Here is a 25311-nt window from a genome sequence, read left to right as displayed (position 1 = left end):
ACCATGAAAGCATCATACGTATCAACCGCAGCAATTAATTTTGGTCTTCGTAATTCGACGGCCAGTATGCAGCGCACATTGCCGGATTTGCAGCTTGAAACCGTGACTGGTCGTAATGCAGATTCAGGATTAGCGCTTGGTTCAAAAACGGGTGAACTTGCTTCACTGCGGCACGACATTTCCGTGATTAAACGTCTAACTGATACCAATGATTTGGTTTCGGTTCGTATGCGAACCTCTCAATCCTCTATGGGCCAATTGACTGCAGTCGGCGATAATCTAATCGAAGCGATAAGCCTTGTACTTGGCAATAATTCGCAAAAAGGCGCTGTTGCGATTACCGCGAAAAGCGGTATCGCTGAAATGACAGCTAGCCTCAATGCTACTGTTGGCGGTGTGTTTGTTTTTGGCGGCGAAAATTCTGATGCTGTTCCCATAAATGATTATGAGGGCTCGCCAGCGCAGACCGCATTTAGAGGCCAGTTTGCTACTGCTTTTGGCTTCCCAATTGATTCACCTTTGGCAGCCAATATTAGCAAAGCAGATATGGAAACATTTCTGGTTAGTGCTGAAGCTGACTTTCTTTCCACGCAGTGGGCAGGCGGCATGTCAAACGCTAGCAGTGATGTGCCAGATGTGCGGGTTTCTGACGGTGTGACAGTTAAAACAAGTATTAGCGCGAATGAAGAATCAGTCCAAAAACTGATGTTCAGCACGATCTTGGCTTCTGAAATGTACAACAGTCAATTGGGCGACAGTGCGCTTGATGCGGTTGGCAAATATGTCGTTGAAAATGTGACTGAAGCCAATGGCGGCATCACTAAGATGCGCGGCACCATTGGACTTTCACAAGAGCGGGTTGAGCGTGCCAGTGCGGCACTTGAAGTTAAGAAATCACTGCTTGAAACTTTTGTCATCGATCTTGATGGTGTCGATCCTTATGAGACGGCCATTCAAGTCAACTCTTTACTCACGCAAATCGAGGTTTCCTATTCGGTGACCGCGCGCATTCAGAACCTGAGTCTGATGCAGTATTTGCGTTAATTTTGCCACTCGATTGGATGGATAATGATAGTGCTTAGATATTCAGAAGTAGAACAGGACTCGGCAGTAGATGCACGCTCACGCGAGCGTGAGTTGCTTGACCGCAGCATTCTGCTTTTCGAAAAGGCACAGGCCGAAGGTTCAGGCTCAATGGCAGAAATTGAAGCTGTGCATTTTGCAGGCCGTTTCTGGAGCATCGTGCTTGAAGATTTGGCCAGTGAAGACAACACACTGACCAAAGATCTGCGGGCCGGAATAATTTCAGTCGGTATTTGGATTTTGCAGGAATGTGAAGCCGTTAGGCAGGGGGATTCCGGCAAAATTGAAGGAATTATTGGCGTTTCACAAATCATCAAAGGGGGGCTCTGATGGCGGGTACGTTCAAAATATTCTTAAAAGCGAACGAACGATTTTTTATCAATGGCGCAGTTTTTCGCGTTGACCGTAAAGTATCTATCGAGCTTCTTAATGATGTGGATTTTTTGCTTGAAAGCCATGTGTTGCAAGCTGAAGAAGCAACGACACCTTTGCGTCAGTTATATTTCATCGTGCAGGTTATGGTTATATCACCAAAAGACCGCGATACAGTAACGCCGCATTTCCGTGACACATTGCCAACGCTTTTGAAAACTTTCGACAATCAGAAAGTTCTTTCTGGTCTCAAGCATGTTGATCAGATGGTTGGTGAAGAGCGCTATTATGAGGCGTTGAAATCTATTCGCGCGCTCTATGACATCGAAGAGGAAATTCTTGCAAATAGAGTTGATCCTGTGGTGTTGGAAAAACCGGTTTATGAACAACTAAGGAATGCAAGCTGATGGTTGATGCAGTACAAGGTACCAGTGTAACTGGCAGCGCGAGCACGCAAACTGCGCAAAAAAAGGCAACGGTAGATTATGATGCGTTTCTAACGCTAATGGTCGCACAGCTTAAAAATCAAGACCCGACCGAGCCGATGAAATCCAGTGAATATATGGCTCAATTGGCTTCGTTCTCGAATGTTGAGCAATCAGTGCAAATGCGCGCAACGCTCGATACGATTTTGAAAGCTGGCTATCTTGAGCAAGCCGGTTCTCTTATCGGCAAGCATATCAGTTCGCCAGATGATTCAATTGCTGGCGTTGTTTCTGAAGTTCAGGTTCTGGATGATGGCATTATCGCGACGCTGCAATCTGGCGAGCGTGTCATAGTCTCTAGCGGTGTTAGGATTTCTGACAGTGAACCAGGCTGACGTCCTTGATCTGGTTCAATTTGCCATTTGGATAACCATCCTTGTGTCAGGACCTGCCGTTATTTCAGCAATGGTGGTCGGCCTTTCCATTGCTTTGTTGCAGGCTTTGACACAGGTCCAGGAAATTACCCTGACCTTCGTGCCTAAAATTATTGCGATTTTTCTCGCACTTTCAATTGCTGCTCCCTTTATGGGCTCTCAAATTGGCCGATTAACCGACGTTTTATATTCAAGAATCGAAACCGGCTTTTAGATTTCCCTTGATCTATGATTTGCGGGCCACTTTTTGTGGCCACGCCTACTTCGCACAAGTTTGACCGCCTAGGTTGATCTCATCAATGATTGATCTTGAGGGACGGTTTTGTCAGCAAACCACACAGCAGCAGTAAAGCCGGGTTTCCACGGCCGCGATATTGGATTTGCGGTTGTGATTGTCATGATGCTGACAATCCTATTTTTGCCGGTTCCGACATTTTTGATCGACTTGGGATTAGCGTTTTCTATCGCGATCTCCGTTTTGATTTTGATGGTCGCCTTGTGGATTTCAAAACCACTTGATTTTTCTTCATTCCCGACAATTTTGCTGATCGTCACCATGATCCGGCTGTCGCTTAACATTGCGACAACCCGCGTTATTTTATCTAACGGTCATGAAGGCACGGATGCTGCGGGCAATGTCATCGGCGGCTTCTCGCAATTTGTTATGGGCGGTGATTTCGTCATCGGCCTTGTCGTGTTTATGATCCTTATCATCGTCAACTTTATGGTGATTACAAAAGGTGCGACGCGTATTGCGGAAGTGGGCGCACGTTTTACGCTTGATGCTATTCCCGGCAAACAGATGTCGATTGATGCTGACCTTTCAGCGGGCGCAATTGATGATGCTGAAGCCCGTGCAAGGCGTAAAGAACTGGAGCAGGAAAGCTCGTTCTTTGGCTCGATGGATGGTGCATCTAAATTTGTGCGCGGTGATGCGATTGCCGGTCTTATTATTACAGCGGTCAATATTTTCGGCGGCATCATCATTGGTGTTACCCGTTATGACATGAGCATTGGCGAAGCGGCAGACATCTTCACAAAGCTTTCTGTGGGCGATGGTCTGGTATCGCAGATCCCTGCGCTTGTGGTTTCGCTTGCTGCGGGTCTTCTTGTTTCAAAAGGCGGTACAACTGGCTCGGCAGAAAAAGCTGTTCTTGATCAGCTTGGCGGATATCCACGGGCACTTTTTGTGGCCGGTATTATGCTCGCCATTCTTGGCCTGATGCCAGGACTGCCCGCATTGCCATTCCTGATGTTGGCGCTCCTCATGGTCTCTGTTGGTTATATCAAGCCGATTGTTGAAGAACGCCGTGCCAATGAAGAAGCAAAAATAATTGAGAATAATCTGATTGAAAAGCAATCTGCTGAACGCGACACCGTTAAGGAATCGCTACGCACGGTTGAAGTTGAATTGGTGATGGGCAAGCAGCTTGCCGCACGCATGTTGCCTAAGAAGCAAGAAATTGCGCACCGCATGAAGAAAATGCGTAAGCGTTTTGCGGTTGAGTACGGCTTTGTTGTGCCTGAAATTCAGGTCACCGATGACTTCTCGATTGATCCAAAATCATATCAGATCAAAGTACATGGCACGGTGGTGGCTGAGTACAAATTGCATTTGGGCGATTTGATGGTGTTTGGTACGCACCCACAACTTAACAATATGCCGAAAGAGCCGATCAAAGATCCGGCTTACGGTGTTGATGCATTGTCTATTCCTGAAACATTTTCTGCGGATGTGCGTGCGCTTGGGCTTCAAACGGCAGACAATTTATCGGTTCTGCTTACCCATTTGAGCGAAGTGATCCGTAACAACCTGCCGCAACTCTTGTCGTTTACCGTCGTCAAACAGCTCGTTGCGCAAATGGATGGTGATTACCGTAAGTTGATTGATGATGTGTGTTCGACGCATATCAGCTATCCAGGTTTCCAGTCGGTGTTAAAGCTACTGCTTGCCGAGCGCGTGTCGATTAGAAACCTGACGCTTATCAGTGAAGCCATTGCAGAAATTGCGCCAAGCGTGCGCAAATCAGAAGCGATTGTTGAACATGTGCGCAGCCGTATTTCACAGCAGCTATGTGGCGACTTGACCGAGAACGGTGTGCTGAAACTATTGCGCCTTGGCAACCGCTGGGAAATGGCTTTCCGTGAAAGCTTGAAACGTGATGCATCTGGTGAGTTGGTGCAGTTTGATATTGATCCAAGATTGCTGGAAGATTTCAGCAAGGAAGCGGACGACATGATCAAGGATCTTCGTACGAAACATAATCAGTTTGCGATTGTTACATCGCCTGATGCGCGTCCTTATGTGCGCATGATTATCGAGCGGCTACATGCTGATATGCCGGTTATTTCGCATGTGGAAATAGGCAAGGGTATTGAGATCAATATTCTTGGCTCAATTTCATGATTGCAAGTGTCGCTGGTGATATCACGGCGTTCTTTCTCGTTTTTTGCCGTGTTGGCGCGTGCTTTATGCTTTTGCCCGGTCTTTCAAGTATGCGGGTTTCGCCGCAGATTCGGCTGTTTGCCGCCGTTACAATTTCTTTCGCCCTGACAAGTTTGATGATGCCTGAAACGCCAGGTGGGCAGCTGCCAAATGATTTGTTGCTGCTTTCGATTTTCCGCGAAACGCTCATCGGTGCGTATTTTGGTTTGATCGTGCGGGTTTATCTTTTAGCGCTAGAATTTATCGCTGGCGGCGTGGCAATGACTGTCGGATTTGGCGGTATGCTTGGTGCGCCGATTGAGGGAACCGATGCGCAGTCTTCGCTGACGTCACTGATTTCATTTAGTGCGCTGACAATGCTTTTCATCTTTGATTTTCATCATCTGGTCTTGTCTGCATTGATTGATACTTACCAAGTCAGACCGATAGATGAGGCGCCCAATGTGCGCTTGCTATTGGTGGGCTTGACCGATGTTTTGCGCGAGAGCTTTATGATCGCCTTGCAGCTTGGTAGCCCGTTTATTGGCTTTGCGATTATCGTCAACCTTGCCGTTGGCTTCATTAATAAATTGGCGGTGCAAATTCCACTATACTTCATCGCCTTGCCGTTCATGCTGTTTGGGGCATTGTTTATTTTGTACTTCTCAATTCCTTATATGCTCAGCTTGTTTGTATCGGCATTGCCGACAGTGTTTGAGTTGGGTGTGCGATGAAATCTCGATTAGATACAAAACAACGCATTTTAAAATTGCAAAAGATGCGGCAGGAAAAAGCAGAACGCGAACTCGCTTTTGCGCAGCGACAGAAGCACGCAATCGCTGTTGAAAGGGCAAGCCTTTTGGCGGCGCTCGATGAAGGCAGCGTTGCAGAACGTCTTTTTCCAAAGCTTACCTATGACCGGCTTCGCACGCTGGAAACCAGCCTTAAACACATGGAAAAACATGTGGCGCAGAAGGTGCAAGAATCTTTTTCCGAAAGCAAAAAGCTTGAAAAAACCCGTGACGGTGTTCGCGAAGAACGGGCGCGCGCTTTGAAAGAATTCGAAGCAATTGAACAAAGCGAGCAGATTGATTTACGCGCATCAAAATATGGTCAATCCACAGGTTCAGGCAAGATTGCTGATCTAGATTAGGCTATAGGTTCTTTTCATTGAAAGCGCAGTCAAATGGACGTGGCAGTCAATTCCATCGCAAGCATTTTAGGTGACAAGCCGTCGCAAATTGCAAAGCTCAATGGTGCTGAAAAAACGCAAAGCTTAAGGCAGGAACGCAGTGTTGGCGAGACAGCTCTTTCTCCAGCTAAGAAATTTGAAGCGATGGTCATGTCACAAATGGTGGCTGATATTATGCCGAAAGACAGCGAGTATTTTGGCGATGGATTTTCAGGCGATGTGTGGCGCTCAATGATGTCTGACCAGATTGCTCAATTGATGGTTAAATCAGCAGATTTTGGCATTGCGGAACTGGTTACAAAAGACACTGCTGAAACCCCAAAAACATCTAAATAGGTAGGACGCATTATGGCTGCGCAACGCAAAGTAAAAATGAAAAAGACTGATAAAGCTGCGAATACGACTTTAATAAACCTGCTACGCCGTGCCACTGCAGTGATGGACGAAGAAACGCAATTGCTGACAGCTTCTCCCAGCTCAGATGTATCTGATCTGGTTGCGCGCAAAAACCGTTACTTGTTTGAGCTAAGCATCGCGATGGAAGATGTTGTGCTTGGCCCGCAAGACCTAGAAGCTTTGAGTGAGTTGAAAAAACTCAAAGAGGCTGCGGATAAAAACGAGCGCCGTCTGGCGGTTCAAATCAACGCCTCTAAAGAGATCGTGGACATTCTAGGCAATCTTGCGCAGGCAAGCAGCAAAGACGGCACCTATGCCGCTTATCGCAGCCTGTAGGAATGTCTTTACTAGGAAACATCACAGCGCTTGGTGTTCTGGCCAGCGTTGCTGGCGGGGCATGGGCTGGGCTATTACCTGATAATGCAGCGCATGATCCGGCCAGCATACATGCTGATGGCAGTGAAGATAAGCAAGATCGTTATCTTGAACTCGAATTAATCGCCGTGCCGTTGATCGTGGATAATCAGGTTGATGGTTATTTGCTGTCGCGCTTTTTGGTGCAGATTAATGAGGAAGAGGCCAAACGTTTTGACCTCAATCTTGAGACCTATCTGACAGATGCTATCTACAGACATTTGATTGCGACAGCGGCATCGCTTAATACAAACAATACGTATCGTATTTTCGGTGAAACCGAAGAAGGACTATTGAACAAAATAAACATCGAGCTTGGTGTTCAAATGGTCGATAGCGTTACGATTTCGCAGCTAGATATCTTGCAAAATGATGCTCTGCTTATTGATGATAACATTAGCGGTAATGCTGCGAACGATACTAACGAATAGTCCTATTTTAGTAGGAATACATATTCTTCTACATCGGCAATAGCTGCTGCTGCGCTAAACAGATCAGCACACACTGCATCACCATCTTCTGCATTTGCTAGAATTGTGGACGCTTTTGTATAGATTTCTTTGCGTTGCTTGACGCTTTTTGCATCTGCATATTGATCTTTGGATTTTTCAACAGGCGTACGGATGCCCAGAACGCAATGGCCCGTTTTTTCATTTTGGTAGAAAACTGGGAAAGAATGTTGAACCGTTGCAACTTCTTCTTTTTTCAGTTTGCCATTATCAATCACGGCCTGATTATGGCCGCTGGGTTCTACAGAAATGCCCATGAAAGCTGCGCCGCAGAACACTAAAGCGCATGCAGCAGGTAGGACGATGTTTGAAACGACAGTGTTCATGAATAAAATAGCCAAGCGATAATAATATTCTCAACATAGGTCGTGCTGCTTGCCCCACGCTGGAATCATTAAGCGCTGTGGATTTATTGCTGTATTTATAGAGACAGCTACGGGCAAGGCATGTCGGGCATCATAAAACTGCAATGATTGCATAGATTTAGGATGAATACTCCGATGTTAGTAGTGTTGGTAAGTGGCTGTTTGTTAATCGCGTCAATTTTAACTTTAGAAATGATCGATTAGCCTATCGCGCACGATTTTACGTTCACTGCTTAAATGCAGGTGGCGAGAACTTTTAAGCATGCTGCTTGTCAGCGGTGCCTTGCTCGCTTGCCTCAAAATTAAATGAGCAGAATTTTGTGAGAATTTCTTCTCTTCAGAACTTGGAGCAGCACATCTGCTTGGTTCTAGCCAATTTTACGTTGTACAAAAAGATCGCGCGTATGTTCAAGCTTAGCGCTGGAAGCGAGGATCTTTAAAAGCGTGATCTGGTCTTGGTGCGATTGCTCCGCAAACTCAACAACCAGTTTTGAAACTTCGCGCAAACGCTGGCTGCAAAAATCAATCTTCTGCAACTGCATCATTTTTTCATTGGTCAATTCGCTTGGATCAAATGAAGGCAGTTCTTCAATTTCATTCGCGATGGACAGCAATTCAGCCGCAATTATATTGATGGCATCATCGTGCTGTGTATTTGTTTTATTATCAGTCACTAGAATAGCTCCATTGTACCTGTTTCAGGTATGATCTCAGTTTGCAGCGCAATGCTTTCGACCGGTTTGTCGATTAATAATTTTTGCCGTGAGCGTCCGGTTGCAGGATGAAATTCAATCCGGCGTCCGGCGTTTCCGCCAAGGCTCGATGATATGACATTTAGCCCTTCATTCTTAACAAATTCACTGATGAAGTTGATATTGCGTTCGCCGGCATCAAAGCCATTGCTCGACAATTTTCCACCACCAAATAATTTGAACTGAAGATACTGCCTGCGTGCGCCTTGCTTATAAAGATCATTCAGCAAGAGCTCCATGAGGTTGGCACCATAAAGCGTGCTGCTTGCGTTTTGATCTTTTTCGCGCGCGTCAGGAAGCAGCATATGGTTCATGCCGCCAATGCCCATGGTCGCATCGAAAGCACAAACAGCAACGCAGGAGCCCAGAACGGCTGACAAGACGGTGTTGGCGTCGCTTGATACATGATGCGAACGCTGCATGACCGACACTTTGACCATGTTGTCAAACATTAGTTCAGTCGTCCGACAACAGACTCAATGGCTGATCGCAAGCTGGCTTCTGTAAATGGTTTTGCGAGCACCATGTTCACTTGAAACTGCTGTGCGAGCTTTACAATTTTTTCGTCTTTTCGACCGGTCATCAAAATGATGCCTGTTTTTTGCAGTTTTGGATGTGCGCGTAGCGCTTTGACCAATTGCAACCCATCAACATCAGGCATGTACACGTCTGAAATAATCAGATGCACAGGTGCGGCTGATAGTTTTGTAAATGCTTCGCGGCCATCTTTCGCATGCACAATGTTGCGGATGCCAAGCCCTTCGAGCGCTTCAACCGTAACCATTCGGCTCGTCACATGGTCGTCTACGACCATCACCCTTAATACATCTTTAGTTGCCATTTGGACCTCCTGTATATTGCTCAGTAACTGAGCAATGCGTCTGCTATTTTTGTTATTGGTAATACAAAGCTCGCTGCCCCCAGCATATGCGCCGCCTTAGGCATGCCGTATACGAGACTTGTTCGTTCGTCTTGTGCAATTGTTTTTGCGCCAGCTTCTTTCAAGTGCAAAAGTCCATTTGCGCCGTCACTGCCCATGCCCGTAAGGAGCGCTGAGCAGATATTTTTACATCCGGTTTCCGCCAGTGAATCAAAAAGTACATTGACCGATGGCATATGGCCATCAACGGGCTCACCGGGGCTGACGCGTGTGCGCAGCTTATCGGTCTTGATGATCTTGGTGTGACCAACCGCGCCCGGTGCAATGTAAATATTGCCCGGCTCTAAAACCGTTAGATTGCTTGCCTCGCTAACATTCGGCTTGCATATTTTGTTTAACCGCTCTGCAAAACTCTTTGTGAAAGTGGCAGGCATATGCTGCGTTACAACGGTTGGCGGGCAATCGGCCGGAAAGGATTTAAACAAAGTCGTTAAGGCTTCTACACCGCCGGTCGATGAGCCAATGGCAATGATTTCCGGCATTGTACCAGATCTGATGCGTTCCGGCTTTGCGGTTAAGGCCGCGGGTTGTTTGGCATTACGCGCAATCGCTGCGCTTGATTGAGCGGCCGATTTTACCATCGCGCAGATTTCGCGAAGCGCTGCTTCATCATCAATGCGCGGTTTTGGCAGGCAGCAAAATGCGCCCTGCGACAATGCTTCAAGCGACAGTTCTGTGCCTCTGCCTGTGTGGCTGGAAATCATCACCACCGGCATTGGACGCAATGTCATGACTTTGGATAGAAATTGCAGGCCATTCATTTTTGGCATTTCAATATCAAGGGTCAGAACATCAGGGTTCAGCTCCTTAATCATGGCGCGTGCTTCATAAGGGTCCGATGCCATGCCAATGACATCGATCATCGGATCATCAGACAGAATAGCTGCGAGCAATCGCTGCATTGATTTTGAATCATCAATGATGAGCACTTTAACGGCCATTAATTCGAACCTCGTAGTGTGCGTTCATAGGTGGTCGAGCCAATGGATTTAAACTTACCCGTAGCAGAACCGATAACGCGTTCGGAATGACCGATAAAAAATTGTCCTTCAGGTAGAAGGTGATCTGCAAATTTGTTGAACAGTTTTTCCTGATCTTCATGCGAAAAATAGATCAGTACGTTGCGGCAGAAAATGGCATCATATTTGCGCTTTAACGGCCATGAATTCATCAGGTTTAGATGTTTGAACGAGACCAAATCACGTGGTGCTTGGGCTAACTGGTAAGAGCCGTCGGTGACTTTAAACCATTTTGATAGCGTGTTGCTTGGCATCTTTGACACCATATCCGCGCTATAAAGGCCGCTGCGACCAACATTTAAAGAATATTTGTCGATGTCTGTTGCCAGAATACGGAAGTCGTAATTTGCAACTTTTGGAAAAGCGTCCAGCATGGCGCAGGCAATCGTGTGGGCTTCGCTGCCGTTTGAGCAGCCAGCCGACCATATGCGGACAGATTCACCATTGGTCAGCTTTTTGGCGAGTTTTTCGACCAATTTTTCACGGAAGTGTGTGAAATGATGCGGCTCACGATTGAAGCCGGTCACATTGGTCGAGATCGCGCATATGAGTTCTTCTAACTCATCACGTCCATCCGGTGATTGCACCAGACGTATGTAAGAGCCAAAATCAGATAGGCGCTGCACACGCAATCGCTTTTGCAATCGAGATTTGACCAATCCCAACTTACGCTCACTGAGCTGAATACCACTTAGATCTTGAACGATCTTTGCGATCGTAGCAAAATCAGCGAGACTTAACTCCGGACTTGCAAAGGCGTTTTGGACGCTCGGTGCGAGTTCGAGGGCTGCGTTCATGCCGCAAGTTCCACTTCATCTGGCACAAGGCGATCAAGTCGGACTTCACAAATGATGCGCTCTTCCAAGACAACAACACGGCCGAAAAACTCAGCGGCAACTTGATTGTCTAGGTCAGGCACATCGCGCAAATCTTCTGCTTTGACTTCCAAAATGTCTGACACGGAATTGACCAAAAGGCCGACCATTTTGTTCTTCACTTGCACCACGATAACGACATGGCGTTCCGTTGGGCCTTCAGAGTGAAGGCCAAGGCGCTTTGCCAGATCCACGATTGGCAAAATTGTGCCGCGCAGATTGATAACACCGAGCAGATAATCTGGTGAATGGGGAAGAACGGTTGATGGCGTCCACCCACGGATTTCGCGTGTAGATGTGATCTCTACGCAGAACTCCTGTTCGCCTACGCGAAAGACGATAAACTCTTCATGCTTGCTGTTTACATCGGACATATCAGTTTCCTTCTAGGCGATTTTTTCGAGTTTCGGGGTTTGCTGAACAGGGACTTCTTTTGCCTTGCGGCTAACGATATCATCGACATCGAGAATTAATGCGATGCGTCCACTGCCCAGTATTGTAGCTGCTGCAATGCTTGGAATGCGTTTGTAATTGCTTTCCATGCTTTTAATGACGACCTGTTGCTGGCCAACGATTGAATCAACAACCAGCGCGCTCATTTCGTTCTTGCGCGACTCAACCACAACGACGGTGGCGTTTTCCCAATCGGTTGTTTTTTCGCTAAAGCCAAGGCTGTGCCCAATATCAATGAGCGGCACCAATTGGCCGCGCAGTTTCAAGACGCGGTTGCCTTCGCCAATCGTGAACACATCTTCTTTGTTGAAGATGATGGTTTCGATAACGGATGTGACCGGCAATACGAGAATTTGCTCGGATGTTTTAACCAGCATACCATCAAGGATGGCGAGCGTTAGCGGCAGGTGCAGCGTAAAGTGCGAGCCTTTGCCGGGTTCTGACGAGATAAGAACGCGGCCACCCAGCCCTTGAATGGACTGGCGCACAACATCCATGCCGACACCGCGACCAGAAACATCGGTAATTTCATCTGACGTTGAAAAACCTGGTGCAAAAATAAGGTTGTCGATCTCGTCGTCTGAAAGTTTAGCGTCTTGTGAGACGATGCCTTTTTTGCGCGCGATTTCGAGAACTTTTGGCCGATTAATCCCTGCGCCATCGTCGCGAATTTCGATGACGATGCTGCCTGAACTATGAGAAGCAGAAAGCCTGATTTCGCCCACTTCTGGTTTGCCAGCGGCAATGCGTTTTTCTGCGCTTTCGATGCCATGATCAACGGAGTTACGGATCATATGAGTGAGGGGATCGGATAGACCTTCAATGACGGTTGTATCAACTTCTGTTGATTCACCCTCAAGCACCAGATTGGCTTTTTTGCCTGTCGCATTGGCAACTTCGCGCACAACGCGTGACATGCGCATGAACACAGGTTTAATCGGCTGCGCACGAATAGCCATCACGCTAGACTGGATGTCACGGGTTAGGTTTTGCAATTCAACAAGCGCAAGACCGGCCGGTGTGCCAGAGGCAAATCCGGCATCGTTGATCTGCATGGTTAGCATGGATTGGCTGATTACCATTTCGCCCATAAGGTTGATCAGGCGGTCAACCTTGGCCGAATCCACGCGGATTGGCTTTGATGCTGTTTGGCGATCTTTGCTGGCTTCAGGTGCTGCTTCTTTTGTCTCAACAAGTTCAAGCGGTGCTTCGGGCAATTCAATATCAACAGGTGCACCGAAATCTGCAGGTGCTTCTTCTGGTGCATCATCGTCGAACTGGGACGTATCAACATCCAGATCAAGGCCGCCAAGGAAGTCGCTAATATCAGCGCCGCCCTCAAATGCCTCTTCTTCGGGCTCTTGAATATCGAGCGTGCAGAAATCTTCGACCCATTCAAACGGGGTTTTTACAGCTGAAAGAGTGGCATCTGTTTCAACCGTTAGGTTCCAGCTAAGGTTCGTCACCTTTGGATCATAACCATCTAACGGCGGGACATTGCTTATGTCAGCTTTCGCTGTGCAGGTGCCGAGCTCCGCAACTTCGCGGAAAATACGCTGTGGATCATGGCCATGCAAATAGAGTTCGTTTTGCGGTGCAAACGCGATTTGAAATGCTTTTGGCGGGGTTCCAAAATCATCGAAATCAAAGGCATCGAGTGAAATTGGCACCGCATCAAAAACGGTTTCTTCTGCGTTTTCGTCTTCAGCTTCGAGATTGAATTCAGTTTCAAGCGCTTGGGTTATTTCTTCGCAAGGAATTTTGTCGCCGCCATCGCGCGCAACTGCCACAATATCCGTCAACACATCGGCGCAGCGCAACAAAAGGTCGATACGCTGAGGGCTTGATTGGGAATTGTCCGAGCGGATGACGTCTAATGCATTTTCAAAGACATGAGCAAAGCTCACCAAGTCATCAAGCGCAAATGCTCCCGCGCCACCCTTGATCGAGTGAACCGCGCGGAAAACCGAGTTGATAATCTCTGGGTCCGTATCGCCGTTCGACATGTCGAAGAGGCCCGACTCTAGCTCAGCAAGCTGGTCGCCACATTCGGCAAAATACGTGTCTTTGATTGCATCCATATTCATGAGTCGTTCCCCTTACGGCATAACGCGTTTGACAGCGCCAATGAGCTTTTCAGGATCAAATGGTTTCACAATCCAGCCCGTTGCGCCTGCGTTGCGGGCCCGTTCTTTTTTCGCCGCATCGCTTTCAGTTGTCAGGACGAGGATTGGCAGGCGTGATTTATTGTCACCGCCGCGCACCGCTTCGATAAACTCAAAGCCATCCATGACAGGCATATTGATGTCGGTGATAATGACTTTTGGGTCGTTGGCTGCAAGCTTTTCCAAGCCATCTGCGCCATCTTCTGCCAAAACTACATTGAAACCTGCACCTTTGAGGCAATGCTCAAGCATCTGGCGCATCGTGCGTGAATCATCGACCGCAAGGACTGTCGTCGTCATTTCAATTCTCCTGTTTCCAGATCAGATTGATCCAGACCTAATGTAGAAAGTATGGCTATGAAATTTTCAGATATGGCTGAAAAAGTCAGAGAAAATCCATCAAGCGCCCATTGTTTTGATGCCGATATCAGCGCCTCAATGCAGGGCGTATCGGCTTGCTCAACAGCGCTCGCGTCGATGTTCAAATCTTTGTAACGCAATGCTAGAATATCGCTGATGAGCGCTTCAACATTTTCGCCAGATAGCTTTGCATCGATTGCTAGGTTCGACTGCTCACCTGTATTTAGCGCGGGCGATAGATCGGACATATCGAGATCGATACTCAAGTCCATTTCTTGATCTGTCATATCTTAAAACTCCGTCCAGTCATCGTCTTGCAGTGCGGTATTGCCTTGCGTGTTTGGCGCAAAAGCACTGGAGACTTTTGAAATTAGGTTTTTGGCAGGCGAGGGCGCTGGCGCGTGGTGCTGCGTGGTTTTTTCGTTAATCGCCACAGGTTTGGCAGATGCAACGAATTTGCGCGGCTCTATCGGCGCTGGTTTTCTAATTGCGTTGGGTGCAAGCGGAGCCGTTGGCGCAGTGCGTGCTTTCGGTGCGCTTGGCGCAATTTTAGCGGCCGGTCTTACGGGTGGCTGGATAGGTGCGCGTGGCGCGAAAGTTGTATTGCCAGAAATCTTGAACGTCTTGATTAAATCAGTGAGTTCTGATGCTTCTGCCTTGAGTGAATGACAGGCGGCAGTTGCTTCTTCTGCCATGGCAGCATTTTGCTGTGTGCCAGAATCAAGATCGCTGACAGCGGCGTTGAGTTCGTTCAAGGACTGGAACTGCTCGTCCGCACCGCTGACGATTTGGTCAACAACCTCAGATATGTGAATAACTTGATCTGCAATACGGTGCAGTGTTTCGCCGGTTTTGCCCACAAGCTGGGAGCCGTCTTTAACCTGTACGCTGGATTTTGAAATCAAGCCTTTGATCTCTTTTGCCGCTTCGGCAGAGCGCTGGGCAAGGGCACGCACTTCTGATGCAACAACAGCAAAGCCTTTGCCTGCATCGCCTGCACGGGCAGCCTCTACGCCTGCGTTCAATGCAAGCAAGTTGGTCTGGAAGGCAATCTCATCAATGACCGAAATGATCTGATTGATTTCCTTGGCAGATTTTTCAATCTCGCTCATCGCGGAAAGGGCTTTTTCAACCACTTCACCGCTTTGCATTGCATCTTCTTTGGCCGTCTCAACCACTGTTTTGGTGTGTTTTGCACCCTCAGATGATTTTTTAACGGTGGCAGTGATCTGTGTGAGTGTCGCAGCTGTTTCTTCTAAAGATGCCGCTTGGCGTTCGGTGCGAACAGAAAGATCGTCAGACGCTGTGACAATCTCAAGCACGCCTGTTCCAAGGCTTTCTGTCGTGTTGACGATACGGCCGAATGTTTGTGAGATTTGTGCCAGCGTGGCATTGATGTCTGCGCGTAGTTTTTCCAATTCGCCTGTGAACGGGGTATCAACCGTGCCAGTGAAATCACCTTTTGCCATGCGGTTTAAAGAAGCGCCTATTTGGCTGACAGCCTTGGCTGTTTCGGCATCACGCTTTTCGCGTTCTTTTGTGATTTCTTCTGAAAGTTTTGAAGCACGTTCACGCTCTTCATTAATGAGTCTTTGTGCAGTCAATGAATCAGAGTTTGTATGCTTTATTGTGTTTAGCGCGCTGGCAATGAAACCAATTTCATTTTTGCGCTCGATGAACGGGATTTCGCCTAAATCTTCGCCTTTTGTCAGGCCTTCAGAATGGCGTGCAATCGCGCCAAGCGGCGTTAGAACATTGCGGCTGAGCCCATAAAGAGCAGCAAGAACCATAAGGCCTATCAGGCCAGCAAGCGCTGGGAATGTCCAATCGCTCATGCCTTCAGCTGTTTGAGCTGATGCGGCGTTGCTATCAAGATATTGCTGCGCCTGTGTTGTGGCAGAGGCGACGATATCGCGGTGATTGCTAAATGAATTTTCGATTTGCATTAAAGCTGCATTGAGCTTTGAGCCATCTACAGCTGATCGTGCGCCTTCTTTCAAAAGGATCGGAAAGACGACCTCTTTTGATTGCTGCCAGAAATCTTGTAACGCAGCGGGTGCGTCCACAGTAATCGACTGCTTAATGTCGGCTGGAATTGGTGATGTTTTCCAATGATCCACACGCTGCAAATATTCAGTTTCGCGCTGTTGGAATTCATTGAAAGTCGCTTTGATATCGGCGCGGCCACGATTGGCCTCAAGCACATTCACATAAGCTTCGATCGCATATGCTGGCGGCGGGGCAATATCTGAAACCAGATTTTTCGCCTCGATTACCTGCTGAATGCTTTGGCTTTCATTATTATTTTGCGATTGAGTGTAAATCGCAAAACTCGTCGTGCCGACAAGCGTCAACACGATCAAGCCAGCAAATGACCAGATACCGCGCCTCAAAGTTGAGGAGGAGTTCGTATTTTGTGTCGCCTGATTAACAGAAAGCGAGGGAGAACTCATAGAAAGTCCCGTTATGGAATGGATGGATATCAACATTCCGGATTACCGGGTGCGAAAGCGGCATCATGCCTAAGCCAAAACAGGGCTCTTCGATCTTAATGTTCTAAGTTTCATTTGGTTAATATTTGATTGCTCAGTTAGAGATTCTTTTAAGCAATTGCTTGCCTTAGAAGCTTTTTAACCCTGACCAATTGAAACGTGGCGTGCTTGTGCGGGCCTTGCTGGGCGACCGTTTTATAAAAATACAACTTTGAACGGCCGCATTGTGAAGATGTCAGCTGCTTTTGGTGCCTGCCAGATGCGCAAAGGCTGCGACAACGTTTTGATAGACACCGCGTTTAAAGGGCACGATCAGCTCTGGCAACTCAGCCATAGGTTTCCACGCCCATTGATCAAATTCGGCAGTGTGTCCACCTGGCGGTGGGTTAATCTGAATTTCGGATTCATCACCTGAAAATCTATAGGCAAACCAGCGCTGTTTTTGGCCGCGGAATTTTCCTTTAAGGCCAATACCAATCATATCGGCTGGTAAATCATAATTGTACCATTCAGGCGCTTCTTCAATGAGAGTGACCGATGTCATGCCGGTTTCTTCATAAAGTTCGCGTGCGGCCGCCTCTATCGGTTCTTCGCCCTTATCGATGCCGCCTTGGGGCATTTGCCATAATAGAGGAGAGCCGGAATATTCCGTATTGCCTTCTTTGATGCGCCGCCCTGCCCAGACAAGGCCTTCTTTATTGAGAATCATGACACCAACGCAAGGACGGTATGGAAGATCTTCTGCACGCATGTGTTTTTTGTCTTTCTTAGCCATTGGGTGCCTTATCTAACGCTTACGCTCGGGATCGCTTGCAAGCGCGGCGATGCCAACAATTTCAAAACCGTTCTTTTTAGCTTGGTTGGCCCATTCAGCAACGATTTTCACCGTGAGTTCAAGCGCGGAGCCTGTGCCAATTGCTGTGCCGCGTGCCTCGGCCAATGCTTCTAATGCTTTGAGCTTGGTGCGAATGTCATCTGGCGAATTGGAGCTATCAATAATCACATTGCCTGCCGCATAGGGAACGCGCGCGCGCGCAGCATCAGCGCCAAGATTGCCAGCCGTGCCAGAGCTGCCGTCATTAAAGAATAAGAGGCCGCGCTCGCCCAACTCCTCTAGTATCGGCGTTATTGCTTGTTTCTCGCCCATGAAGCGCGCGCCAAGATAGTTGGTAACGCCGCTATAATTGGTCATTCGGGCCATTGCCCATTGCAAGTTTTCAAGATTGGTTTCAGGGCTTGAAGCCAATCGCAGCGTATGCGGGCCGGGGTTTACCTGCGGATAGTTGAACGGTTCCATTGGAATTTGCATTAAAAGCTCATGGCCTTTTTTGCGGGCTACACCCATCCACCGGTCCAAGCTGTTGCCTGTTGGGGCAAAGGCGAGTGTTATTTCTGGTGGTAACTGATCCAGTGCGCGCTGTGTGCCCGTCTGTGACAGGCCAAGACCGCCAATGACAATGGCTATGCGCTTGCCGCCGGCATTTGACCAAGGCCGTGCATAAATATCAACTGGGCGGCGTCCATCATCCGTGCGTTTGGGTAGCTTGCCCGCATCTGTTTCCTCCAATGCGCTTTGCACTGGCCGGTGACGTTGGCCATCCGGCTGGCCGATTTCGGTCGCCTGTGGATCGCGGATTGTAATGATGCGCGGACCGCCCGGCGAAACTTCCGTGATTGTTTCACGTTCAGCGGCTATAATCGGCTCTTGTGAAAGATTTGCATCGGGTTGCCCATAGATGACTTCAACCTCGGGCTTGTCCGTTTCTGGCTCAGACTCTGCTTCAGCTATTTCAATTGGTTCTGGTTCAGGCAGGCGCACAACAAGGGTGCCCGTATCTTTGTGCGTATCAATGAAAGTGTAAATATTAAGCGCCAAAATGCCGATAAATATAACGCCTAATATAAGAGCAAAGCCTCTTCCCGTTGGCGGCGAGGGGCTCGTTTTGGGTGCGTGCTTTTTTGGCGGTAGGTTTTTGCCAAGCGGGGCGTTTAGATCATTCATCGTTTAGAATAACTTTCAGGCTGCTTGAACATAATCAATCGAATCAAAAAGGCCACCAGCGATGGTGGCCTCTATCTTAGGTCTCGTTACGATTTTGGCAATGCTAGCATTTGCCAACCATTGTTAGAGATCAGTTGGATGTCGCTTTGTTTGGATCTGGCGGAAATGCCTCATCCGTGCGCTCTCCGCGCAGTAGTTCGAGCGCATATGTTAGCTGATCATCTTCTTTTGGGTCTTGCGGTACATAAGCAACTGAGCCGGAGCCTTCGTCATCTTCTTTGTCACCCGTAATATGGCCGCGCAAATCAGATTCGCCGCGTGTTAAATCACGGCCCTGAAGTTCTTCGGGAAGTGTTTGCTCAACCGTTATATCCGGTGTGATACCTTTGCCCTGAATAGAGATGCCAGAAGGCGTGTAATAAAGAGCAGTGGTTAGGCGCAGCGCGCCACCTTCACCAAGAGGGATGATCGTCTGAACTGAGCCTTTGCCGAAGCTTTGTGTGCCCAGAACCGTTGCGCGGCGATGGTCTTGCAGAGCGCCAGCGACAATTTCAGATGCAGAGGCGGAGCCGCCATTGATCAATACAATAACGGGTTTTCCGTTGACCAGATCACCTGCACGGGCAGAGAAGCGGCGGCTGTCGCGGTCATCGCGTCCACGTGTTGAAACGATAACGCCTTTTTCAAGAAACGCATCCGATACGTTGATCGCTTGGTCGAGAAGACCGCCCGGATTGAGCCGCAAATCAACAACATAGCCTTTGATTTTATCTTCACCAATTTCCGTCGTCATCTTTTCGATGCCTTCGGCAAGATCATCATAGGTCTGCTCGGTAAAAGAAATAACGCGAAGATATGCAACGTCATCTTCAATGCGCGTTTTTACGGCTTGAACAGTAATGATCTGGCGAACAATGGTCACTTCAATCGGCGCATCGGCACCCTTGCGCAGAAGTTCCAATACTATCGGTGTGTTAATGGGTCCGCGCATTTTGTCGACCGCATCTTGCAGTGTTAGGCCGCGGACTTCTTCGCCGTCAATTTTGGAAATAAAGTCACCAGCAAGCACGCCTGCTTCTTCAGCAGGACTTTCAAACATAGGTGTGATGACTTTAACAAGCTCATCTTCCATTGTGACTTCAATGCCAAGACCGCCAAACTCACCGCGGGTTTGTGTGCGCATGTCATCAGCATCTTCAGCATTGAGATATGACGAATGCGGATCAAGTGATGTCAACATGCCGTTGATTGCATTTTCAACGAGCTCACTGTCGTTTGGCTCTTCGACGTAATTGCTGCGCACTCTTTCAAAAATATCTCCAAAAATCGCTAGATTTTTGTATGTCTCATTGCCCGCTGCGTTGGCACTAATCATCGGTTGGCCTGCTACAAGCACTGTTGTACCTGCACCAATGAGTGCACCTGCGAACAGCAGAGATAGTTTACGGAGCATATTTACGTCCTTCCCGCACTGATCTTTTCCCACCATGGTGATGGATCGATCGGTTTTGAATTCTTCCTAAACTCTATATAGAGCGTCGGGTTGTCATTTTTAGTCGCCGCAGCCGTAACACTGGCTAATCTAATACGGCCCATTGCGCCTACTGGTTCACCTTCAAGCACAAATTGTCCTTGTGCAACGTCTATCCTATCCATACCGGCAAGGACAAGATGATACTCTTCTCCTGCATCAATGATCAATAGGTTACCATAGGCGCGGAATGGTCCAGCATATAGCACTTTCCCATCCGCTGGGGCAGTCACAATCGCGTTAGGGCTAGTCTCTAATGTATCACCCTGCGCTCTTTGACCAAGTCCGTCATCATCGCCAAATGCGGTAATTGTGCGGCCTGAAACAGGTTTTGCCAATTGGCCGCTGCGCGTTGAAAACGCTGCTGCTGGTGCAATACTGCTTGGTTTTGCCGCCAATTCAGCTGCACGTTCACGCGCGGCATTGATTCGCATTTGTGCTTCGCGTTGTTCGCGCTCGGCATTCAAACGGGCTGTTTCGGCTTCGCGCAGCGCTTGTTCGGCAGCAAGTTGCTGAGCTTCATCGGCTTCACGCTTGGCGCGCTCGGCGTCTTCACGTGCTTTTTCAGCTGCAAGGCGCGCTGCTTCTGCTTCTGCCTTTTTGCGCTGTTCTTCTTCAATGCGCGCTTGTTCTTCTGCGCGTAGTTTTTCTTCAGCTTCTCGTTTTACGCGTTCTGCCTCATCTTCTAGCGAAGAAATGAAGCTTTCCATGCTTTCGGCTTGTGCAAGTAATTCGGCCATGCGTTTTTGTTGTTCGGCTAATTCTGCTGCCGTTTGGCCTTCAATTTTGCGCTTTTCTTCGACAAGTAAAGTGAGGCGCTTTTGTTCTGCGGCTTGCTCTTGGCGCGTTGATTTTAGCTTTTCTTGCTCTGACGTAATGCTGCCCGTGATCTGATCGAGTTCTTGAATGTCGGCAATTAAAATTTCGGTTTCGGCGCGCATATGCGGCACCACTGCACTTAAAAGAATGGAACTGCGCACCGAGCCAAGTGCATCTTCGGGCGTGACCAAAATTGCGGGCGGCGGGTTAAGGCCCATGCGCTGCAAAGCTGCCAATACTTCTGCCAATGCGCCGCGGCGTTCCCATAGGCCGATTTGAATGTCTGCCTTTTGGGTTTCAAGCGCCAACAGATCTTCTTGCAGTTGAAAAATATCTGCCGCTAATTTCTTTTCAGTTTTGGCAGATTGAATAAGCGCTGCTGTAATCGCCGCTCTATCCTTGCGAATTGCTTCGACCTCAATCTCAAGTTCTTTGGCGCGTTGTTCTGTGACACCGCGCTCATCAAGGATTGCGTTTAATTCTGCGGTAGATTTTTGTAGGCTTTGACGAACTTCGGGCGGCATATCATCAGGCAATAAAGCCTGCGCTTGCGCACTGGTAAAAGCACACATGAAGAGCGCCATCAGCCAATATCGCCCTGTTAAAAATTTACCCAATGTCGTTGCCAAGAATCAAAGCCTGTTTCCTGCCTAACCTTAAATGATTTGCGCTGCGATAAAAGTGTAAAGGGGCGCAAATATGATTAAGCGCTTGGCTTTTAGTCGCGGTGATAGGGGTGATTGTTCAAAATAGCGCTCGCGCGATAGAGCTGCTCGGCCACCAAAATGCGTGCCACTTGATGAGGCCAAGTTAATTTGCCGAGCGCCACGACCATTTGTGCTTCTTGTGCAAGGCTTTGGTCATGCCCATCAGGACCGCCAATTGCGGCCACCAAGGTCTGGATTCCACGGTCGCGAAGATCGCCGATTTTTCCAGCAAAGTCGCGTGAACCCAGCGCCTTTCCGCGTTCATCAAATAAAAGCAGTGCTGAACGTGGGTCGCTTAAAAGCTCGCGGCAACGCGCACTTTCTTCGGCTTTGCGCTGTTCAGCGGTTTGTGCTCGGCTTTCGACGATCTCTGTTACGCCGCCAAAAGACAGGCCGCATTGCGGGCCTGTCTTGGCCACACGGTCAAGATAGCGCTCAACAAGTTCGCGCTCTGGCCCTTTTTTAAGACGGCCAACACAAAATAAAACCAGCTGCATAAATCAATCCTTTCCGGTGCTGTACCGGAACGGTATTTTTAATGCACCGTGTCTGCGTCTTCTGACCAGATTTTTTCAAGCTGATAGAATTCGCGTACTTCCGGACGGAAGATATGCACAACTACATCGCCTGCATCGACTAAAACCCAGTCGGCGCCTGCAAGACCTTCGACGCGGGACGTGCCCAAGCCTTGCTCTTTTAATGTGCGAAGCAATTGGTCAGCAACAGCGTTCACATGTCTATGTGAAGTACCTGATGCAACAACCATATAATCGGCCAGTGCAGATTTGCCTCGAATGTTGATCGGGATGATGTCGATGGCTTTGCTTGAATCCAAGCTGTCCATCACAAGATCATAAATCCGTTGCGCAGTGGCATTGCCGCTGAGTTCGGATGCTGAAGGTTGGCTAACCTTCTTTTCGTTTGCTGTTCTCAAGTGGGTCCTTTCCTCTGGAACATTTGCAAATCAGGCGATTCGTTTGCCTGATAATGTAAAGATAGTCATGCCTGTATAACAGTTTCAAGACGCAATCTATCTTGAGCAAAGTTGCGGCATGTTATTGGTTCGTTGTTTTGTCGCGGATTGCTGTTGATGAAAGTGGCGATCTTGGCCCGTGAATAAATGTCCATGCGGGTGCTTTTAGACGCGCCAAAGCGGGTGCGTCATTTTCGTCAACGCGGGCATAATCAAAAGTTTTTGCCATGATTGATGATAGATAAGACAAAGTGGAGCCGGGGCGGTCAATCACGGCTATGGGAAATGTTTGAGCGATAATCTGCCAATTTTGCCATTTGTGAAAGCTGGCTAAATTGTCTGCGCCCATAATCCAAACGAAATTCACGCCGATATTACGCTTATGGATCATGGCCAATGTTTGGGCCGTGTAGGCTGTATTCAGTGAGGCTTCAAAGCCTGTTATTTTGATGCGCGGGTCATGATTGAGCTTTTCAGAAAGCGCAATTCTTTCCGCTAGGCTTGGTAATTTAGATGTGTCTTTAAGTGGATTTCCCGGTGTGACCATCCACCATAATTGGTTTAGCCCCAATTTGCGCAAGGCAATTTCCGATACCAGTCGGTGCCCATCATGCGGCGGGTTGAAAGACCCGCCAAAAAGCCCAACGGTCATGCCTTTTTCAACATAGGGCATGCGCAGATATTGCGCTGCAACGCCTGCGGCGATGTCCTTGGTGTGTTCCACGCGCGTTTAGGTTCGGATCTGGCCGGTGCCATGCACGCGGTATTTAAATGATGTCAGCTGTTCTACGCCAACGGGTCCGCGGGCATGCATTTTTCCTGTGGCTATGCCGATTTCTGCGCCCATGCCAAACTCGCCGCCATCAGCGAATTGTGTTGAAGCGTTGTGTAGCAAAATCGCACTATCAACTTCATTGAAAAAGCGCGAAACGACCTGTTCGTCTTCTGCAATCACAGCTTCTGTGTGGGCAGAGGAGTATTTTTGAATATGGGCAAGAGCGCCGCTAATACCATCAACGATTTTCACCGAGATAATGGCATCAAGATATTCGGTTGCCCAATCTTCTTCCTTGGCTGGAACAGCGTCAGGATAGGCAATGCAAATTTCTTCTGTGGCGCGGATTTCGCAACCCTTCTCTTTTAGACTTTTCAAAATAGGAATGAGGTGGCTGGCGGCTACTTGTCGGTCCACAAGTAGCGTTTCGGCTGAGCCACAAATGCCTGTGCGGCGCATTTTTGCGTTTGTGACAACGTCGACAGCCATCTGCAAATCGGCAGAGCCGTCCACATAGATGTGACAGATACCTTCAAGATGCGCGAAAACAGGCACGCGTGCTTCGGTTTGAACGCGTCCAACGAGACTTTTCCCGCCGCGTGGAACGATCACGTCTACACAGCCGCCCAAACCTTTAAGCAGTTCGCCGACAGCTGCGCGGTCTGTTGTTGGTACAAGCTGTATTGCGTGTTCTGGCAATCCGGCTTTTTTCAAGCCGCTCACCAAACAAGCATGAATGGCGCGTGATGAATTGACTGAATCCGAACCGCCGCGCAAGATGACAGCATTACCAGCTTTCAAGCAAAGCGCACCAGCATCAGCTGTTACATTCGGGCGGCTTTCATAAATGACGCCGATCACACCAAGCGGCGTGCGCACGCGCTCGATGTTCAAACCATTTGGGCGGTCCCACTGAGCGATCACTTCGCCAATAGGGTCTGCCAATTTGCTAATTGACTGAATGCCTTCTGCTATCGCCTCAATACGCTCTTTATCGAGTTTAAGACGATCAAGCATTGCAGGCGAAAGATCAGCCTCGATGCCGTTTTTCATGTCCAATTCATTGGCGCTAAGAATGACATCGATGTTCTTGAGAATAGCATCGGACATCGCCGCTAATGCGTCGTTCTTTTGCTGCGCTGAAGCGATTGATAGAGGGCCACTTGCCGCTTTCGCATTTTGGCCAATCGTGGCCATTAGGCTTTCAATCTCTTGCGTCGATTTATTTGTTTGCGTCAGCATATCCGTCTCAATTTTTAGAACTTGGGCGTTCTTACACCGATGCGGCATTTGGTGCAACGTGACGTTTATAATTGCAAAAAACCACCGCTGGCATTGCCGGCGGTGGTTGATACGGCGAAGTCATTGAGCATGGAGGGGCACGCTTATGACTTCGCTTGAACCTGGCTGCATTGGCAGTATCAGGTCCACTCTTGCCAGATTAACCTATTGGGAGAGGGGGATTATCTGAAATCTGGCAATTTGAGTAATTATCGGTCGCTTGAGCGGAATGATTCAGAAATGATGTTGCGGCTGCCATCTGCATTAAGCGTAAATTTCACTTTTGCATCGCGGCCATTAACAACTTCATCAACTGTGAAAATGTTTGTTGTGTCGATTGTTGCTACAGAACCGATTGACGCTGTTGCTTCTTGATCAAGGTTTCCACCAAACAATGTTTGTGTACTATTGTTAAGGTAAGAACCGTCGCCATTTGAAAATGAGCTGTTAGCTGCGAAAGCAGAAGTAGAAGCAATCAAAGTTGCTGCGAGTGTAAGGGCAAGAGTTTTCATAATATATTCCTTTATCAGCGTGTGAACGCCATTTTTAAAA

The 25311-nt window shown here is 48.3% G+C and carries 31 protein-coding genes; 11 read left to right on the top strand and 20 right to left on the bottom strand.

The annotated features are described in order from the left end of the window. Positions 1-3: 3 nt before the first annotated feature. The 11 genes from C504_RS18165 (at position 4) to C504_RS0116510 (ending at position 7172) form a co-directional block, all read left to right on the top strand. On the top strand, positions 4-1044 hold the full coding sequence (locus C504_RS18165; protein ID WP_018690489.1) for a flagellar hook-associated family protein: 1041 nt from the start codon (positions 4-6) through the stop codon (positions 1042-1044). A gap of 24 nt (positions 1045-1068) precedes the next feature. After that, positions 1069-1413, top strand: coding sequence for a flagellar biosynthesis regulator FlaF (gene flaF / locus C504_RS0116555; RefSeq protein ID WP_018690488.1), 345 nt, complete (start codon positions 1069-1071; stop codon positions 1411-1413). Next, positions 1413-1862, top strand: a complete 450-nt coding sequence (flbT, locus tag C504_RS0116550; protein WP_018690487.1) for a flagellar biosynthesis repressor FlbT — start codon at positions 1413-1415, stop codon at positions 1860-1862. The genes flaF and flbT overlap by 1 nt, the downstream gene beginning before the upstream one ends. Further along, a complete protein-coding gene (flgD, locus tag C504_RS0116545; protein WP_018690486.1) occupies positions 1862-2275 on the top strand; it encodes a flagellar hook assembly protein FlgD in 414 nt (137 codons plus the stop codon). Before flbT ends, flgD begins: the two co-directional genes overlap by 1 nt. After that, on the top strand, positions 2262-2528 hold the full coding sequence (fliQ, locus tag C504_RS0116540) for a flagellar biosynthesis protein FliQ (protein WP_018690485.1): 267 nt from the start codon (positions 2262-2264) through the stop codon (positions 2526-2528). The genes flgD and fliQ overlap by 14 nt, the downstream gene beginning before the upstream one ends. Positions 2529-2636: 108 nt before the next feature. Beyond that, positions 2637-4721, top strand: a complete 2085-nt coding sequence (flhA, locus tag C504_RS0116535) for a flagellar biosynthesis protein FlhA (protein WP_018690484.1) — start codon at positions 2637-2639, stop codon at positions 4719-4721. After that, positions 4718-5473 carry a flagellar biosynthetic protein FliR gene (locus tag C504_RS0116530; protein WP_018690483.1) on the top strand — a complete coding sequence of 252 codons (756 nt, stop codon included), beginning with the start codon at positions 4718-4720 and terminating at the stop codon, positions 5471-5473. Before flhA ends, C504_RS0116530 begins: the two co-directional genes overlap by 4 nt. Continuing rightward, the gene (locus C504_RS0116525) at positions 5470-5892 is read left to right on the top strand and encodes a hypothetical protein (RefSeq protein WP_018690482.1); all 423 of its coding nucleotides are present in this window, start codon (positions 5470-5472) and stop codon (positions 5890-5892) included. Before C504_RS0116530 ends, C504_RS0116525 begins: the two co-directional genes overlap by 4 nt. A 33-nt stretch (positions 5893-5925) precedes the next feature. Continuing rightward, the gene (locus C504_RS18450) at positions 5926-6267 is read left to right on the top strand and encodes a rod-binding protein (RefSeq protein WP_018690481.1); all 342 of its coding nucleotides are present in this window, start codon (positions 5926-5928) and stop codon (positions 6265-6267) included. Between the two features lie 12 nt (positions 6268-6279). Further along, the gene (locus tag C504_RS0116515; RefSeq protein ID WP_018690480.1) at positions 6280-6663 is read left to right on the top strand and encodes a hypothetical protein; all 384 of its coding nucleotides are present in this window, start codon (positions 6280-6282) and stop codon (positions 6661-6663) included. Between the two features lie 2 nt (positions 6664-6665). Beyond that, positions 6666-7172, top strand: coding sequence for a hypothetical protein (locus C504_RS0116510; RefSeq protein WP_018690479.1), 507 nt, complete (start codon positions 6666-6668; stop codon positions 7170-7172). Positions 7173-7174: 2 nt separating this feature from the next. On the opposite strand, the gene C504_RS0116505 is transcribed toward C504_RS0116510, so the two are convergent. From C504_RS0116505 to C504_RS18140, 20 genes are all read right to left on the bottom strand, one after another. After that, complete coding sequence (locus C504_RS0116505; protein ID WP_018690478.1) at positions 7175-7576, bottom strand: hypothetical protein; 402 nt, start codon at positions 7574-7576, stop codon at positions 7175-7177. 407 nt (positions 7577-7983) lie between these two features. Next, positions 7984-8289, bottom strand: coding sequence for a hypothetical protein (locus C504_RS0116500; protein WP_018690477.1), 306 nt, complete (start codon positions 8287-8289; stop codon positions 7984-7986). Further along, a complete protein-coding gene (locus C504_RS0116495) occupies positions 8289-8819 on the bottom strand; it encodes a chemotaxis protein CheD (RefSeq protein ID WP_018690476.1) in 531 nt (176 codons plus the stop codon). Before C504_RS0116495 ends, C504_RS0116500 begins: the two co-directional genes overlap by 1 nt. Further along, positions 8819-9208 carry a response regulator gene (locus tag C504_RS0116490; protein ID WP_018690475.1) on the bottom strand — a complete coding sequence of 130 codons (390 nt, stop codon included), beginning with the start codon at positions 9206-9208 and terminating at the stop codon, positions 8819-8821. Before C504_RS0116490 ends, C504_RS0116495 begins: the two co-directional genes overlap by 1 nt. A 20-nt stretch (positions 9209-9228) precedes the next feature. Further along, complete coding sequence (locus tag C504_RS0116485; protein WP_018690474.1) at positions 9229-10248, bottom strand: protein-glutamate methylesterase/protein-glutamine glutaminase; 1020 nt, start codon at positions 10246-10248, stop codon at positions 9229-9231. Beyond that, a complete protein-coding gene (locus C504_RS0116480) occupies positions 10248-11123 on the bottom strand; it encodes a CheR family methyltransferase (protein ID WP_018690473.1) in 876 nt (291 codons plus the stop codon). Before C504_RS0116480 ends, C504_RS0116485 begins: the two co-directional genes overlap by 1 nt. Continuing rightward, positions 11120-11575 carry a chemotaxis protein CheW gene (locus C504_RS0116475; protein WP_018690472.1) on the bottom strand — a complete coding sequence of 152 codons (456 nt, stop codon included), beginning with the start codon at positions 11573-11575 and terminating at the stop codon, positions 11120-11122. Before C504_RS0116475 ends, C504_RS0116480 begins: the two co-directional genes overlap by 4 nt. Before the next feature lie 12 nt (positions 11576-11587). Continuing rightward, complete coding sequence (locus tag C504_RS0116470) at positions 11588-13741, bottom strand: chemotaxis protein CheA (RefSeq protein WP_018690471.1); 2154 nt, start codon at positions 13739-13741, stop codon at positions 11588-11590. A gap of 12 nt (positions 13742-13753) precedes the next feature. Continuing rightward, positions 13754-14119, bottom strand: coding sequence for a response regulator (locus tag C504_RS0116465; RefSeq protein ID WP_018690470.1), 366 nt, complete (start codon positions 14117-14119; stop codon positions 13754-13756). Further along, positions 14116-14466, bottom strand: a complete 351-nt coding sequence (locus tag C504_RS18155; RefSeq protein ID WP_018690469.1) for an STAS domain-containing protein — start codon at positions 14464-14466, stop codon at positions 14116-14118. Before C504_RS18155 ends, C504_RS0116465 begins: the two co-directional genes overlap by 4 nt. A gap of 3 nt (positions 14467-14469) precedes the next feature. Further along, positions 14470-16632, bottom strand: a complete 2163-nt coding sequence (locus C504_RS18445) for a methyl-accepting chemotaxis protein (protein WP_169385159.1) — start codon at positions 16630-16632, stop codon at positions 14470-14472. Between the two features lie 274 nt (positions 16633-16906). Further along, positions 16907-17446 (bottom strand): RNA pyrophosphohydrolase, encoded by a 540-nt coding sequence (locus C504_RS0116450; protein WP_018690467.1) that lies wholly within the window; start codon positions 17444-17446, stop codon positions 16907-16909. A 12-nt stretch (positions 17447-17458) separates the two neighbouring features. Next, on the bottom strand, positions 17459-18673 hold the full coding sequence (locus tag C504_RS0116445; protein WP_018690466.1) for a divergent polysaccharide deacetylase family protein: 1215 nt from the start codon (positions 18671-18673) through the stop codon (positions 17459-17461). Between the two features lie 130 nt (positions 18674-18803). Continuing rightward, positions 18804-20126 (bottom strand): S41 family peptidase, encoded by a 1323-nt coding sequence (locus tag C504_RS0116440; protein ID WP_018690465.1) that lies wholly within the window; start codon positions 20124-20126, stop codon positions 18804-18806. A 2-nt stretch (positions 20127-20128) separates the two neighbouring features. Continuing rightward, positions 20129-21652 carry a murein hydrolase activator EnvC family protein gene (locus C504_RS0116435; RefSeq protein WP_156815990.1) on the bottom strand — a complete coding sequence of 508 codons (1524 nt, stop codon included), beginning with the start codon at positions 21650-21652 and terminating at the stop codon, positions 20129-20131. Positions 21653-21741: 89 nt separating this feature from the next. Beyond that, on the bottom strand, positions 21742-22227 hold the full coding sequence (rlmH, locus tag C504_RS0116430; RefSeq protein ID WP_018690463.1) for a 23S rRNA (pseudouridine(1915)-N(3))-methyltransferase RlmH: 486 nt from the start codon (positions 22225-22227) through the stop codon (positions 21742-21744). Between the two features lie 38 nt (positions 22228-22265). Next, complete coding sequence (gene rsfS / locus C504_RS18145; RefSeq protein ID WP_018690462.1) at positions 22266-22664, bottom strand: ribosome silencing factor; 399 nt, start codon at positions 22662-22664, stop codon at positions 22266-22268. A gap of 121 nt (positions 22665-22785) precedes the next feature. Then, on the bottom strand, positions 22786-23376 hold the full coding sequence (locus C504_RS0116420) for a nicotinate-nucleotide adenylyltransferase (protein ID WP_041951807.1): 591 nt from the start codon (positions 23374-23376) through the stop codon (positions 22786-22788). Positions 23377-23433: 57 nt separating this feature from the next. Next, entirely contained in the window at positions 23434-24720 is a 1287-nt protein-coding gene (locus C504_RS0116415) for a glutamate-5-semialdehyde dehydrogenase (RefSeq protein WP_018690460.1), read from the bottom strand. 248 nt (positions 24721-24968) lie between these two features. Then, positions 24969-25311, bottom strand: a 343-nt coding sequence (locus C504_RS18140; protein WP_041951806.1) for a hypothetical protein, incomplete at its 5' end; no start/stop codon positions are given.

The sequence above is a fragment of the Ahrensia kielensis DSM 5890 genome, from assembly GCF_000374465.1.
Classification (GTDB): domain Bacteria; phylum Pseudomonadota; class Alphaproteobacteria; order Rhizobiales; family Rhizobiaceae; genus Ahrensia; species Ahrensia kielensis.
Note: the sequence above shows the minus strand (reverse complement) of the source record. Positions and strands in the feature narration are given on the sequence as shown.

Excerpts from the sequence above, each read along its gene's own strand:
- C504_RS18165 (WP_018690489.1), top strand. The coding sequence starts at position 4 with ATGAAAGCATCATACGTATCAACCGCAGCAATTAATTTTGGTCTTCGT.
- flaF (WP_018690488.1), top strand. The coding sequence starts at position 1,069 with ATGATAGTGCTTAGATATTCAGAAGTAGAACAGGACTCGGCAGTAGAT.
- flbT (WP_018690487.1), top strand. The coding sequence starts at position 1,413 with ATGGCGGGTACGTTCAAAATATTCTTAAAAGCGAACGAACGATTTTTT.
- flgD (WP_018690486.1), top strand. The coding sequence starts at position 1,862 with ATGGTTGATGCAGTACAAGGTACCAGTGTAACTGGCAGCGCGAGCACG.
- C504_RS0116530 (WP_018690483.1), top strand. The coding sequence starts at position 4,718 with ATGATTGCAAGTGTCGCTGGTGATATCACGGCGTTCTTTCTCGTTTTT.
- C504_RS0116525 (WP_018690482.1), top strand. The coding sequence starts at position 5,470 with ATGAAATCTCGATTAGATACAAAACAACGCATTTTAAAATTGCAAAAG.
- C504_RS18450 (WP_018690481.1), top strand. The coding sequence starts at position 5,926 with ATGGACGTGGCAGTCAATTCCATCGCAAGCATTTTAGGTGACAAGCCG.
- C504_RS0116515 (WP_018690480.1), top strand. The coding sequence starts at position 6,280 with ATGGCTGCGCAACGCAAAGTAAAAATGAAAAAGACTGATAAAGCTGCG.
- C504_RS0116510 (WP_018690479.1), top strand. The coding sequence starts at position 6,666 with ATGTCTTTACTAGGAAACATCACAGCGCTTGGTGTTCTGGCCAGCGTT.
- C504_RS0116505 (WP_018690478.1), bottom strand. The coding sequence starts at position 7,576 with ATGAACACTGTCGTTTCAAACATCGTCCTACCTGCTGCATGCGCTTTA.
- C504_RS0116495 (WP_018690476.1), bottom strand. The coding sequence starts at position 8,819 with ATGTTTGACAACATGGTCAAAGTGTCGGTCATGCAGCGTTCGCATCAT.
- C504_RS0116490 (WP_018690475.1), bottom strand. The coding sequence starts at position 9,208 with ATGGCAACTAAAGATGTATTAAGGGTGATGGTCGTAGACGACCATGTG.
- C504_RS0116485 (WP_018690474.1), bottom strand. The coding sequence starts at position 10,248 with ATGGCCGTTAAAGTGCTCATCATTGATGATTCAAAATCAATGCAGCGA.
- C504_RS0116480 (WP_018690473.1), bottom strand. The coding sequence starts at position 11,123 with ATGAACGCAGCCCTCGAACTCGCACCGAGCGTCCAAAACGCCTTTGCA.
- C504_RS0116475 (WP_018690472.1), bottom strand. The coding sequence starts at position 11,575 with ATGTCCGATGTAAACAGCAAGCATGAAGAGTTTATCGTCTTTCGCGTA.
- C504_RS0116470 (WP_018690471.1), bottom strand. The coding sequence starts at position 13,741 with ATGAATATGGATGCAATCAAAGACACGTATTTTGCCGAATGTGGCGAC.
- C504_RS0116465 (WP_018690470.1), bottom strand. The coding sequence starts at position 14,119 with ATGACGACGACAGTCCTTGCGGTCGATGATTCACGCACGATGCGCCAG.
- C504_RS18155 (WP_018690469.1), bottom strand. The coding sequence starts at position 14,466 with ATGACAGATCAAGAAATGGACTTGAGTATCGATCTCGATATGTCCGAT.
- C504_RS18445 (WP_169385159.1), bottom strand. The coding sequence starts at position 16,632 with ATGAGTTCTCCCTCGCTTTCTGTTAATCAGGCGACACAAAATACGAAC.
- C504_RS0116450 (WP_018690467.1), bottom strand. The coding sequence starts at position 17,446 with ATGGCTAAGAAAGACAAAAAACACATGCGTGCAGAAGATCTTCCATAC.
- C504_RS0116445 (WP_018690466.1), bottom strand. The coding sequence starts at position 18,673 with ATGAATGATCTAAACGCCCCGCTTGGCAAAAACCTACCGCCAAAAAAG.
- C504_RS0116440 (WP_018690465.1), bottom strand. The coding sequence starts at position 20,126 with ATGCTCCGTAAACTATCTCTGCTGTTCGCAGGTGCACTCATTGGTGCA.
- rlmH (WP_018690463.1), bottom strand. The coding sequence starts at position 22,227 with ATGCAGCTGGTTTTATTTTGTGTTGGCCGTCTTAAAAAAGGGCCAGAG.
- C504_RS0116420 (WP_041951807.1), bottom strand. The coding sequence starts at position 23,376 with ATGCCCTATGTTGAAAAAGGCATGACCGTTGGGCTTTTTGGCGGGTCT.
- C504_RS0116415 (WP_018690460.1), bottom strand. The coding sequence starts at position 24,720 with ATGCTGACGCAAACAAATAAATCGACGCAAGAGATTGAAAGCCTAATG.